The organism is Micromonospora sp. SCSIO 07396 (assembly GCF_053667945.1).
Genome location: NZ_CM132210.1, coordinates 5,686,619 through 5,699,460 on the forward strand (window position 1 = coordinate 5,686,619; position 12,842 = coordinate 5,699,460).

Sequence of the window (12,842 nt, forward strand, 5' to 3'; positions counted from 1 at the left end):
CAACAATCCTTGTCCGCATATCCGGTATCGACCAGGCCATTCGAGGAGAGCCACCATTCGGAGCGGTAAGCCTTCACGGGTGGTGCGGTGATGAGTGTTCCGTTCCCCCATTACGACCTCATTGGAAGGGCCCGATGCAGCTACAGGAGGAATTGGCGCGCTACGGCTACCGCCAGGAGTTGGCCCGGAGGCTGCGGTTCCGGGACCTGGTCGCGTACGGCTTGGTGTACATGGTGCCGATCGCGCCGATGGCGATCTTCGGCAGCGTCTACGCCGGCTCGGGCGGGATGGTGGCTCTGGCGTATGCGGTGGGTGTGGTGGCTCTGGTGTTCACCGCGTTCTCGTACGCGCAGATGGTGAAGGCGTTCCCCATGAGCGGCAGCGTCTACAACTACGCGGGTCGGGGGATCAGCACGCCGGTCGGTTTCCTGGCCGGTTGGGTGATCCTGCTGGACTACGTGCTCGTGCCGGGGTTGCTGTATCTGGTGGCGTCGGTGGCGATGCACGCGACGGTGCCGGCGGTGCCGGTGTGGTTGTGGCTGCTGGGGTTCGTCGGGGTCAACACGGTCGTCAACTCGGTCGGTATCCGGATGACCGCGATGGTGACCAGGGTGATGCTGGTCGGCGAGCTGATCGTCCTGGCGGTCTTCCTGGCCGTCGCCGGCTGGGCCCTCGCCTCGGGCAGGGGCCGGTTCAGTTGGGACGCGTTCTACAACCCCGACACGTTCACCTGGTCCTTGGTGGCGGGTGCGGTGTCGATCGCGGTGTTGTCCTTCCTGGGCTTCGACGGCATCAGCATGCTGGCGGAGGAGACGCGTGACGGCACCCGGCAGATCGGCCGGGCCATGGCCGCCGTCCTCGTCCTGGCCGGGGTGTTGTTCATCGCGCAGACGTGGCTGGCCGCGATGCTGGTACCCCGTCCCGACACGCTGCTCGCGGATGGCGACGTGAACGGCACGGCGTTCTACGACGCCGCCGCGGTCGCCGGCGGGAGTGGGCTGGCGACGGTGTGCGCGGTGGCGACGGCGATCGCGTGGGGCCTGCCGAACTCGATGGTCGCGCAGGTCGCCACGTCCCGGCTGCTGTACGCGATGGCCCGCGACCGGCAACTGCCGACGTTCCTGGCGAAGGTGTCGGTGCGTCACAGCGTGCCGATCAACGCCACTTTGCTCACCGGCGCGGTGTCCCTCGCCCTCGGCCTGTACATGGCGACGCGGGCGGACGGAATCGCCCTGTTGTCGTCGCTGATCAACTTCGGGGCGATGGTCGCGTTTCTGGTCCTGCACGTCTCCGTCGTCGTGCACCATCTGATCCGCCGACGCAGCGGGAACTGGTGGGCACATCTGCTCATGCCTGCGGTCGGCTTCGCGGTCCTGGCGTGGGTGGTGGTGAACGCCAACATCGCCGCGCAGCGTCTCGGCCTGGCGTGGCTGGCCCTCGGCGTCCTCGTCCTCGCCGGCCTCTACGCCACCGGCCGCCGACCCGCCCTGTCGGGCCTGACCGAGGCGCGGCCGTCCGGCCACAGCCTGGAGCGGGTGTGAGCACGATGTCTAACCGCAGCCACTTCACCTATCGGCCGGCGCGTGACGAGCTGGCCTACACCTTCGGCGGCCGGATCCCGGTGGCGCACGTGCGCTCCGGTGACGTGTTCACCGTGCACACCGAGGACTGCTTCGGCGGTCGGGTACGCGGACCGGCGGATCTGCCTTCGCAGGTGTGCGCGATGCCGTACCTGAATCCGGTGTCGGGACCGTTCTTCATCGAGGACGCCGAGCCCGGTGACACCCTGGCCGTCCACATCGCCGCGATCGAACCCGCCCGCGACTGGGGCGTGTCCGCGACGTTCCCCTACTTCGGGGCGCTGACCTCGACCCCGCACACCACCACCCTCCAACCACCCCTCGACGAACGCGTATGGGTCTACGACATCGACCCGTCGGCCGGGATCGTGCGGTACCGGGCAACCACCAGCGACCACAGCGTTGACCTTCCGCTGGATCCGATGATCGGCACGATCGGCGTCGCCCCCGCCGCGATGGAAGCCCGGGCCACGATCGTCCCGGACCAGCACGGCGGGAACCTCGACACCCCCGAACTCCGCGCCGGCACCACCCTCTACCTCGGCGTCAACGTCCACGGCGCTCTCCTCGCCCTGGGCGACGGACACGCCCGCCAAGGACACGGCGAAGCCTGCGGCGTCGCCGTGGAGATCGCCACCGTCACCACCCTCGCCGTCGACGTCATCAAGGGTGACCTGCCCACCACCTGGCCGCGGCTGGAAACCGACACCGCCCTCATGTCCGTCGGCTGCGCCCGACCGCTCGAAGACGCCTACCGCATCGCCCACCAGGATCTCACCACCTGGACCGCCGACCTGTGCCGTCTGGACACGCTCGACGCCTACCAACTCATCTCCCAGGCCGGCCGGGCACCGATCGGCAACGTCTGCGACCCCAACTACACGATTTTGGCCGCCATCGACAAAACCCACCTACCCCGCCCCCAGCCCGCCTACCACGGCGTCCATGCCCGGCTCCGCCACCTCACCCAGGAGCGGCCATGACCACTCCGGTCCCCGGGCTGCCGCTACGCGACGAGCTGTACCTGCTCGCCCACAACGACGACACCGGCCAACCACACATCCACCGCCAAGCCCTGGCCCTCGGCCTCGCTGGCGCTGTCCTCATCGACCTCGTCCTCGCCGGCCGAACCATCCTCGACAACGACGACCACCTCGCTGGCGAGCAGAGGGTCAAGATGCACATCGACCGGCCCGTCGGCGACCTCATCGCCGACACCGCCCTCACCAGCCTCCGCCACGCCCGACCCGCCCCACCCCTGCGCCACTGGCTACGCGGGTTCGCCGACGACCTTTATGAACGCACCCGCGCCGGCCTGCACGCCGCAGGGATCCTGCGACACACCAGCCGCCGCCGACTCGCCGGACTCATCCGCGCCGACACCTACCTGCCCACCCAAACCCGATGGCCCGTCATCGCCCGCGCCCGACTCCGTTACCTCGCCGACGGCCGCGAACAACCCGACAATCACACCGCCGCCCTCGCCGGACTCGTGGTCGCCCTGCACCTCACCCCTCACCTCTTCCTCCCGGACAACACCACCGTCCTCACCACCCACCTGCGCGCCATCGCCCACCAACACCTGCGCCCTGTCCGCGACATCACCGCCGCCGTCGACGCCGCAGTCGGCGACCTCGCCACCGCCACCTATCGCTAACCACCAGAAGGGAACCCCGCTACCGTGATGGCCACCCCGGCTCCCTGCTCACCTGGCGGTAGGCCTGCTCGGCACCGTCCTCCTCGCTGGCTGCCGCACCAGCGCCCCCGCCGATCCGAGGTCCGCCTTGGCCGCCCACGCGTCCCCGTCAGCCAGCCCATCCCTCACACACAGCCGGCCATGATCCCGCCGGCTGTGGATGCCATCGCAACGGTGGCCGCCGGATGACCTCGGACAACCACGTCGAAGGGCCGTGTTGATCGTCTCGCTGTGAGTGCTCATCGGTGCCGTCGCAGCAATCAGCAGGGGCGAACCGGCCCAGGACGTGTTTCAGGCCGCGCGCCGATTCACACCCGCGCCGGCAGAAATTTTGCATGCCTTGGTCAGCGGACGGGTGATCGTGGTGTTCCCGCCGTCCGGTCACCCCGGGTACTGGCCTTCGGCGACCTGACCGGCTACGGATCGGTGATCATGGACAGCCTCGGCAGCCGGTCCGAGGTGCTGCTGTCCGCCTGACCCTCACGCCGTGACAGCGCCGGGCTCCTCGACCAGCTTGTCGGCAAGCGTCAGGAGCCCGGCGCTGTTGGCGGCCTTGACCAGTACGACATCGCCCGGACGCAGCCCGTCACGCAGCAACTCCCACGCCGCCGCCACGTCGGCCGCCCGGTCGACCACCGTCGCGCCACCGTCGGCACCGGCGGCGTAGTGGGAGGCGTCCGCCCCACCGATCGCGACCAGCCAACCCGCGCCGACCTCGACGACCTGCCGGCCGATCTCCCGGTGCACCTGGGCGGCGTGTTCACCCAGTTCGGCCATCTCACCCAGCACCGCGACCGCCCGCCGCTCCCCACCGGTCATCGTCGACAGGGCCCGTAGTGCCGCCCGCATGGCATCCGGTGCCGCGTTGTAGGCGTCGTTGATGATCGTCACCCCGTCCGGGCGGGTGGTGACCTGCATCCGTCCCGGTGACACCGCCTCGGCCCGCGACAGCGCCTCGGCCACCGCCCCGATCGGGTGCCCGAGGCCCAGGGAGACGGTGGCGGCGGCCAGCGCGTTGGACGCCTGGTGCAGCCCGTACAGGCGCAGCCGCACCTGCGCGGCCTGCCCCTCGTGGACGAGCCGGAACGCCGCGCGGCCCAGCTCGTCGACCGTCACGTCCTCGGCCCGTACGTCAGCCGGCCCGTCGATGCCGTAGGTGAGGACCCTCGCCCGGGTGCGGGTGGCCATGCCGGCCACGAGCGGATCGTCGCCGTTGAGCACCGCCAACCCGCCCTCACCCGGCAACGCCTCCACGATCTCGCCCTTGGCGAGCGCGATGTTCTCCACCGACCCGAACTCACCCAGGTGCGCGTGTCCGACCCGCGTCACGACACTCACCGACGGCGGGGCGAGCCGGGTCAGGTAGGCCACGTGCCCGACACCCCGGGCGCCCATCTCCAGCACCAGGTAGCGGGTGTCGGCGGTGGCGCGGGTGACCGTGTACGGCAGGCCGAGCTCGTTGTTGTTCGACGCCCGGTTCGCGACCGTCTCCCCGAACGCCGACAACACCTGCGCCAGAATGTCCTTGGTCGACGTCTTCCCCACCGACCCGGTCACCCCGATCACCGTCGTGTCCGGCAGGCGGTCGACGACCGTGCGGGCCAGCCGGCCGTACGCGGTGGGCACGTCGTCGACGACGACAGCGGGGACACCCACCTGCCGGGACGCCAGGACCGCCACCGCGCCCGCCTCCACCGCCCGCGCGGCGTAGTCATGGCCGTCGACCCGCTCACCGGGCAGCGCGACGAACATCCCACCCGGCTCGATCCGCCGGCTGTCGAACACCACAGGCGCCGTGACCGTCACCTCATCAGACCCGTCCCGCACCGTTCCGCCCACGGCGGCGGCGATCTCTCCCAGAGTCATCGCAAGCACACCGAGAACCTACCGCCCGAGGATATGGACCAGTCGCAGATCCGGACACAGGCCGCCGGCCGCAGCTGGCACCCGAAACACCAGCTCGGGAGGCCGGCACCGCGTCTCGCGATTCGCGGACCGACGACGTTGGGAGTTTGTCGGAGTTCGACTCCGACAAACTCCGACAACGCACCTCTTGACTGCCCTTGGTGTGGTCGTGCCGCAGTTCGGACTGGCAGCATGCCGCCAGCCTGCCCACCGGCGACGATGAACGTGGCGGCGGGGACTCGGCGTGGTGAGCAGCAAGGTCAGCGGTCCAGTGCGCCTGATGACGGCGTACGCGAGGTGTTGGGCCAGGGCCCCTGCGGCGTCGGCGACCTCGTCGAGAAGCTCCGCCGCAGCCCGACGAATGCCGCTCCCGTCCGAGAATCGAGCGGCATTGAGGACTCACTGTCAGGCGGTGGCGTCGACCGGGTCGCGCACCGGCTCGTTCCCGGGATCGTCAGCCGTGACCGCCGGACATGCCCGGCACAGTGCTGACCAGGGCTGTCAGTGCTGCACACACCCCCTGACAGGCCCTCCGTGCCGTCCCCACCCGGTCCAGACACCCTCCCGATCGGGAGGGAACCTCTTCCTGCCCAGGAGGAACGTCGCGCAACTCCCTGTTCCCGCCACTCGGCTTGCCCATCGAGCCCAGGACGCCAAGACCGCTGATGTGGGGACCCATGCGTCGAGCCGGGAATCCGGTCCACCCCCTACCCGGTGTTTCTATCGAGCCCGGTCGGCGGGTTCGGCCGCCTGCGGAGGTGGGGCGGTCGGATCTCGCTCGACGCGCTTCCGAGCGGTCGGGAGACTGGCGGTCGTGAGAGCCGAGATGGTGTTTCCGGACGGCGCGTGGCAGGAGGTCAGGTTCGGCCTGTTCGAGCCGACCCTCGACTACAGCGGCAGCGCATGGGATCGGGACGTCCTCGACCCGTGGGTTGCCACCCACTCGTCGATCCTGGCGGCGTTGCGGCAGGTCGGTGAGCCGAGGATGGCCGCCGTCGCGTTGGCGCACGAGGACCTGTGGACGTTGTACGCGGTGAGCAGGGTGCTGGAGTTGCTGATCCTGCCCAGCCAGCCGCCCGCCACCGATCCCGGCGACCCCACGGACTGGCTTCCGGCTTCGGCGTACCGGCGGTTCATCGCCGCGATCGGCGGCACGTCGCCAGCCGGGGAAGGGTTCCATCCGTTCCTGCACGAGATCGTCGAGGTCGAGCCAGCGGACGATCCGCAGGCGCCGCCGGTGCTGGCCGGGCAGTGGTGGCCGGGTTGTCTCGTCGGGTCGCTGCTGCTCATGCGCGGCGGCGTGAGCGTCCGCGCCGGCGCCGACCACCTGGATCCCGCGCTCACCGCGACCTCGACGTTGTACTGGGCGTGGCGGCGGCGGTACCGGCAGGTGGCTGACCCGTCGCACGGTTGGGGCAGCAACTCGCAGTGGCGCACGGGGTTCCGCCGTGACTACCGGCTGGCCGACCGGCTCGTCTACAACGCGGATGCGGCGCTGGACCCGACGCCTCCGCATCCCGGCGGCCCGGACCGGAGCACGGACGTGGACCTGCTGCGTTACCGGTGCAGCACCCTGGTGAACCACGGCGACGACCAGTGGGTCTGGGACAGCCACCACGTCGAACACCCAGCGCCGCCTGAGTAAGCGATGCACCCCGAGAGGGATCGCCCTGGCCGGGAGGGTCCCGGCTCCGATCAGGGGCCGGTCGGGGTGAGTCGTAGTTCGGGGAGGTGTTCGGTGGCGGCGTCGATCACGGTGCGGGCGAGGGTTGCCGGTAGGCCTGCCTGCGCGGCGAGGTCCTCGATGGTCGTGTGCTGCTGGTTGAGGAGGTCGACGGCCTTGCCGAGGAGGGAGGGTTGTTCGCGGGGGCCGAGGTCGCCGGGTTCGGGGTGGCCCCACTGGGCGAGCAGGCTCATCCCGCGTCGGTAGGTGTGGTCCCGGTAGACGCCGAGGTCGTGTCCCCGGTAGACGAGGGCTTTCAGGCTGATGCCCCAGCGGCGTTTCAGCTCGTGCAGCCGGTCGAAGTCCAGCCGGACGGGAAGCTCGGCGGCGAGGGTGGTGCTGGGGGCGAGGAACTCGGAGGCGAAGGCGGTGGCCTCCCGTTCCAGGAGTTGGCTGCCCGGCTCGGCGTCGTGGTGCAGCAGGAGGTGGCCGAGTTCGTGGGCGGCGTCCATCCGGGAACGGGCCTTGTCGTCCTTGGCCGGGTTGAGGAAGACGAACGGCCGCTGGCCGTACCAGTGTGAGAACGCGTCGACCCGTTCGGAGGCGTCCGGCAGGGACAACACGATCACGCCGTGCGCCTCCAGCAGCCGTACCATGTGCGGCACCGGCCCGTCGTCGAGCCCGAACTCCGCACGTGCCGCCGCGGCGACCGTGCGGACGTCCTCGGCCCGCGCCGGTTCCGGCCAGTCGAGCTGCGGCAGCCGCAACTCCGGCAGCCGCAACTGCCGACCCACGACCTCGACGACCCGCCAGGCGACCTCACCGAACGCCTCCGCCTGGTCCCGCTCCGCCTGGCTGGTGGCCCGCAGGCTACGGAAGTGCGCCCGCCCCGGCGACGCCGGAGCCGGGACACCGGCGGCGAAGAACTCCACAGGCATCGCCAACGCCAACGCCAACCGCGCCAGCACCGCCGCCGACGGGCGGGCCTGCCCCAACTCGTACTGGCTGACCGCCGCCGCCGTCACCCCGACCTGCCGGGCCAACTCGTTCTTCCGCATCCGCCGCCACCTACGCGCCAACCCCAGCGCATGCGGCTCGAACCCCGCCACGGCCACGGTGACCGGCACCGGCGGGCGAACCCCGCCCGTCACGCCCGTCGGCCGGCAACAGCACCGAGGGTACGACCGGAGCCGCCAGCGGGCCGCAAAGTCCCGAGCGGCAGCTCCGGCACGGGCAGCTCGTCGTGGCGCTGCACCGGCACCCCGACCGGGTCACCGACGATCGGCAGCGGCGTCCCCACCGTGACGGCGTCACCGAACCACAGCGTCACCTCGAACCACGGCGACCCACCCTCACGGTTGTCACGGGGCAACCCGAGATAGGCCGTCGCCTCGCCCGTGGTGATGTCACTGGTGTGCGCGACCCGCAGGTGCCGCTTCGGGGGCACGACACCGGCGAAGACCTCCGGGAACTGCTCGGCGTCGTCGAAGGCCAACTGCCCGTCGCGGCTGTTCTCCACCGCCCCGCCGAGGCGGGCCTCGCTGCCCTCCCACCGGATCGACTCGATCCCACCCTGCAACGAGTACAACCGCACCACATAGCCGGCGCAGAGGATCTCCAGGGAGTTGTCCTCCACCCGCACCCGTACCCCGTCGACCCCGTCGAAGGACGCCTTGCCCAGGTTCGTCAGGTTCCGCCACACCGTCGTGCCGAAACTCATCGCGTCGTCACCCAGCTCCGGCTCGTGCCGGTCCGCGGCCCGCCGGTACACCTGCCGGATCAACCCGCCCAGCGGCTCCAGCACACCCCGCCCGTCCAGCACCGCCACCGCGTCATCCAGCAACCCCATGCCGCAGAATCTAGTCCATACCGCAGTTGATGTTGCGGAAATCAAGCAGCCGACACGCCCGACGTCGAACACGGCACTGCCGGCGCGGCCTCACCGGATGACGCCAGAGACACACGCCCGGCAGCCCTTTCCGAGGCGGCTTCGGGTGCGAGAGGCCTACTCCTCGTCGGGGTCCTCGATGCGGACGCCGAGCGCCCCGGCGAGGGCGTAGGACAGGGCGACGAGGTCCTGGTGGGCGAGGATCGCGCCGGTCATGCTGGTCACGCCGCCGATCCCGGTGAGGTCGCAGCGGGCGAAACGGGTGCCGTCCATGCCCGCCTGGGAGAACTGCGCGCCGGTCAGGTCGCAGTCGGTGAAGCGGGCACCGCGCAGGTCCGCGTGCTGGAAGTCGGCCCGGGTCAGGTTGCAGCCCTCGAACGCCACGTACGCGAAGGTGGTGAACCGCCACGACGACAGGTCGAGTCGGCAGTCCGAGACCGTGACGTCCCGCAGCGCCCCGTTGACCCACTGCAGGCCCGTCATCCGCGCCGTGGACAGCCGTACCCGGAGCATCGACGACCTGTCCGTCCGCAGGTTCGCCAGGTTCGTACCCTCGAACACGCAGTCGGTGAACCGCGCCGCCTCCAGCCGGGTACCGCTCAGGTCGGTGCGGGTGAGACGGCACCGGGTGAACTCGGCCCCGTCCGCCGACCGCCCGGACAGGTCGAGGTCACCCAGACCCAGCCGCTCGAACGTCGCCTCGTCGCCGATGGTCAGGTCCCCGGCGGGAGTCAGGTCCGGCGACGCCGGCAGTTTCGGTGCCACCGGAGCCCGCCACTGGGCGGCACCACGAGCGGACGAACGGGCGACCATGCCGCGCACGCTAGCCCAGTAGGTGGAGACCGCCGACGGCGGCACGCGGGCGGTCAGGCGGTTCTGGGCCGGTTCCGGCGGATCTTCTCCGCGACGGCGTCGGCGGCGTCGTGGTGCATCGCCCTGGTGACGCTCTGGTACGTGTCGCGGGTCAGGGTGGTGGTGGAGTGGCCGAGCTGTTCGGAGACGACCTTGATGTCCACCCCGGCGGCCAGGGCGATGGTGGCCGCGCTGTGCCGCAGGTCGTGCAGGCGGGTCGGCGGGAGCCCGGCCTGGCGTATGAGCCTGCGGAACCGCTGGGTGACCCCGCTGGGATGCCACGGCCGGCCGTCGGGGCGGACGAAGAACAGGCCGGTGTCGGGCCACGTCTCACCGGCGGCCAGGCGCCACTGGGCGCGGCGGGCCCGGTAGGCGGCGAGGACCCTGACCGTCTCGGCGTCGAGGGCGAGGTCCCGGTTGCCCGCCCTGCTCTTGGGCTTCTTGCGTACGGCGGTGTAGCCGTGGGTGGCGATCTGCTGGTTGATCGTCAGCTCACGCCTGTCGAGGCGGACTTCGGCGTCGAGCAGCCCGCAGGCCTCGCCGCGCCGGGGACCCCGGTAGGCCATGAGGTGCCACATCGGGTACAGGTCGGGCGCGTGCACCCGGGCGTGGTCGAGGAACGCGACGATCTGCTCGTCGGTCCACACCATGACCGGACCGGGAACCTGCCCGGTGGCCCTCCACCGCTCCACGCGTTCGGCCTCCCACACGACCGGTACCGGCCGGTCGCCGGGAACCTTGACCAGCGCGGCCGGGTTGGAACCGACGATCACCTCCTCGGCGAGAGCGTCGTTGATCGCCTTACGCAGGCAGGCGCGGATACGCTGCCGGGTCGACGCGCCCGTGGTCCGGACACCGACGACCGACGCGCGCACGTCAGGGTCGCCGCTGGCCCTCGCCGCACGGATCTCCTGGTTACGGCGTTCGATCGCGGCGAACATGGCCCTGATGTGGCCGGTACGCAGCCGGTCCAGCGGGATCTCCCCGAGGTGCGGGATCAGGTGCACCCGGACGAGCGACTCGTAGCCACACGCGGTGTTGTCATCGACGGTCAGGTGGGTGAGCCACTCGGTGAGGTACTCGCCGACGGTCACCATGTCAGCCAGCGACCCGTCACCGCGCAGCCGTTGCCGGATCCGGTCCACCTCGGGCAGCGGCCGGCCCGACCGCACGCAGTTCTGCAACAGGTCGGCGATCTCGGTACGACGGCCCCGGTCCCGGACCGCGAGGGCGAGCAGGGCCCGCGCGTGGTCCAACTCGGCGGCGGCGTCACGGCGGGTCGACAACCCGGACCGGCGCAACTGCCGACGCCGACCGTCACTCGTCGGCGGCAGTTCCAACTGGTAGGTCCAGTGACCGTGCTCGAAACTCCAGGACCGGTTGGGGCGACGCAGCTTCGGGCACTCGTTGCCCAGCGGCCTGCCGGTATCGGGATGGCGGCAGCCGCAGCGTTTGAAGATGCTCCCGTCTGGCATAGCTTGTGGTGCTCCTCGGGTTCGTGGTGCGGCATCGGTTTGTCGATCGACATCCACGCGTGACACGCCGCGACGATCAAGTCATCGACGGACACCGGCCGGGCCGGGGTCGACGCTGCGGCCGGCGGGGTCCGCCCTCCGGTCCCGGCGAGACCGGAGGGCAGTTCGGAGGCGGTCAGGGCGGGTCCCCGACGCTGTCGGCGTCCCCTGCGTCCGGCCCGGGACCGGCCGGATGCGGCAGGTGCAGCATGGCCAGGATCGGCGCGGTCGGTACCCGGTAGTGGGCACCGACCCGGTACAGCGGCGTGGGGAACGCGTCGCGGCGGGCCAGCTTGTAGGCGGCCGAGCGGGACATGCCCAGGACGGCGGCGGCCGTGGCGAGGTCCGTGCTCGGACCCAACGCGCGGATCCGCTCGGCGGTCCACGCCTGCCGCTCATCATGGCGGGACGCCTCACCGGTGATGGATGTAGCGGTTCGGGTTCGTCGTGGCGGTCGCATGGTCGGTCTCCCTGATGAAGAAACTCGCGGTGGCATGGTGATAGACCTGGCGACTAAGGACGCCGGGTCCGAACGGTGCGAGGCGTGTCCTGCGGTACGGGCCGTTGCGCGGCGGTAGCGTGGTCGGCCGGCGGCAGCGGGAGGTGAACGGTGGCCAGGACGTGGTTGTCGATCCGGGTCGAACTCGTCTCCGGGCGGGGCGAGGACTACTGGCCCCGGCCGGGCCGGATCATCGCCGCCGCCAGGTCGCACACGTTCGAGCAACTGGGCACGGCCATCGACCTGGCCTTCGCCCGCTGGGACCTCGCACACCTACGGCTGTTCACCCTGGCCGACCAGACCCCGGTCTGCTCCTTCCGAACCTGGGAAGACACACCGGACGGCGCGGTGGACAGCGACAGGACCACACTGAACCGACTCGCCCCGGGTGATCAGTTCGCCTACGTGTTCGACATGGGCGACGACTGGGCCCACCTGTGCACCGTCGCCAACCACCGCATCGACCCACTCGACGAACTCGGCCTGGCGGTCACCCAGCCCACCCCGTACCGGGGCTGGGGCGACCTACCGGACCAGTACGACCGCCGCTGGGACGGCGACGACGGGTCCGCCGCGCCGAGACAACCCAGCAATCCCCTGGCCGACCTGCCGCCCATCCTGCCCTGGTGGGGACCCCGACGGCAGTAGCCACAGCCGACAACCTTCGTCGCCGGCCACCACGTCCGCGCAGCGCCACGTGTCGTAGGTGACGCCGACGGACGGCAGACCTGGCCCACCACTGTCTGCCCCCTGACAGAGCGATGGGAACCCGGCGCGAGACGAGGGGAGAATCGCTGCAGCGACTGGCCAAGCGGGCTGAGGTCATCCGCATCGACCGGCTGACCGCTGGCCATGATGCGCTCACACCCCCAAACCGGGCTCTGTCAGCTCTGGCGAACACTCTCCGGCCTCACAGCCCTCTGACAGCGGCTCACAAAGGCCACGGCGACCTCACAGAACAGACGAAAGACGCTGGCCAGTGCTGCTCACAGTCCGCCCACTGGGCCCGCCGTGTTGCGGCCTGCCCGACCAGCGACCGCCACACCCCGCCGCCACTCGGCCGCTCAGAGCTCAGGACCGGTGGGGTCGCCGGTTGGCCGGGCTGTCAGCCCTCCAGCCCTCGGCGTAGCTCATGACAGTCGTCGTGAAGCTGTCACTTGTTATCCAGGGTCGACTTCTGTCAGAGGTCCGCCATCCTGGCAGAGCCCGCGCTGACAGGTGTGACCGCGCCGCGACACCGCCTCT

General features: G+C 70.7%; 11 protein-coding genes. 5 read left to right on the forward strand and 6 right to left on the reverse strand.

The genetic code is table 11. The features are described from left to right. Positions 1-134 precede the first annotated feature (134 nt). The 3 genes from ACWCHM_RS24560 to ACWCHM_RS24570 are packed head-to-tail and all read left to right on the forward strand — an operon-like array spanning position 135 to position 3,237. The gene (locus ACWCHM_RS24560) at positions 135-1,541 is read left to right on the forward strand and encodes an APC family permease (protein ID WP_454219999.1); all 1,407 of its coding nucleotides are present in this window, start codon (positions 135-137) and stop codon (positions 1,539-1,541) included. A gap of 5 nt (positions 1,542-1,546) precedes the next feature. Beyond that, on the forward strand, positions 1,547-2,563 hold the full coding sequence (locus ACWCHM_RS24565; protein WP_454223181.1) for an acetamidase/formamidase family protein: 1,017 nt from the start codon (positions 1,547-1,549) through the stop codon (positions 2,561-2,563). Next, entirely contained in the window at positions 2,560-3,237 is a 678-nt protein-coding gene (locus tag ACWCHM_RS24570) for a GOLPH3/VPS74 family protein (protein ID WP_454220001.1), read from the forward strand. The genes ACWCHM_RS24565 and ACWCHM_RS24570 overlap by 4 nt, the downstream gene beginning before the upstream one ends. Positions 3,238-3,756: 519 nt before the next feature. Here the strand turns inward: ACWCHM_RS24570 and ACWCHM_RS24575 are convergent. Beyond that, complete coding sequence (locus tag ACWCHM_RS24575) at positions 3,757-5,142, reverse strand: UDP-N-acetylmuramoyl-tripeptide--D-alanyl-D-alanine ligase (RefSeq protein ID WP_454220002.1); 1,386 nt, start codon at positions 5,140-5,142, stop codon at positions 3,757-3,759. A gap of 853 nt (positions 5,143-5,995) precedes the next feature. Between ACWCHM_RS24575 and ACWCHM_RS24580 the strand changes: the two genes are divergently transcribed. Next, a complete protein-coding gene (locus ACWCHM_RS24580) occupies positions 5,996-6,826 on the forward strand; it encodes a hypothetical protein (RefSeq protein ID WP_454220003.1) in 831 nt (276 codons plus the stop codon). Between the two features lie 50 nt (positions 6,827-6,876). Here ACWCHM_RS24580 and ACWCHM_RS24585 read toward each other — a convergent pair whose 3' ends face one another. From ACWCHM_RS24585 to ACWCHM_RS24605, 5 genes are all read right to left on the reverse strand, one after another. Next, entirely contained in the window at positions 6,877-7,995 is a 1,119-nt protein-coding gene (locus ACWCHM_RS24585) for an XRE family transcriptional regulator (RefSeq protein WP_454220005.1), read from the reverse strand. Next, positions 7,992-8,693 carry a hypothetical protein gene (locus ACWCHM_RS24590; RefSeq protein ID WP_454220007.1) on the reverse strand — a complete coding sequence of 234 codons (702 nt, stop codon included), beginning with the start codon at positions 8,691-8,693 and terminating at the stop codon, positions 7,992-7,994. The genes ACWCHM_RS24585 and ACWCHM_RS24590 overlap by 4 nt, the downstream gene beginning before the upstream one ends. A gap of 156 nt (positions 8,694-8,849) precedes the next feature. Then, positions 8,850-9,545: a pentapeptide repeat-containing protein gene (locus ACWCHM_RS24595; protein WP_454220009.1), complete on the reverse strand. Its 696-nt coding sequence runs from the start codon at positions 9,543-9,545 to the stop codon at positions 8,850-8,852. Between the two features lie 53 nt (positions 9,546-9,598). Continuing rightward, on the reverse strand, positions 9,599-11,059 hold the full coding sequence (locus ACWCHM_RS24600) for a tyrosine-type recombinase/integrase (protein ID WP_454220010.1): 1,461 nt from the start codon (positions 11,057-11,059) through the stop codon (positions 9,599-9,601). A 175-nt stretch (positions 11,060-11,234) separates the two neighbouring features. Then, positions 11,235-11,459, reverse strand: a complete 225-nt coding sequence (locus ACWCHM_RS24605; protein WP_454220011.1) for a helix-turn-helix domain-containing protein — start codon at positions 11,457-11,459, stop codon at positions 11,235-11,237. 249 nt (positions 11,460-11,708) lie between these two features. On the opposite strand from ACWCHM_RS24605, the gene ACWCHM_RS24610 reads away from it, so the two are divergent. After that, positions 11,709-12,245: an IS1096 element passenger TnpR family protein gene (locus ACWCHM_RS24610; RefSeq protein ID WP_454220012.1), complete on the forward strand. Its 537-nt coding sequence runs from the start codon at positions 11,709-11,711 to the stop codon at positions 12,243-12,245. The last annotated feature ends 597 nt before the right edge of the window (positions 12,246-12,842 follow it).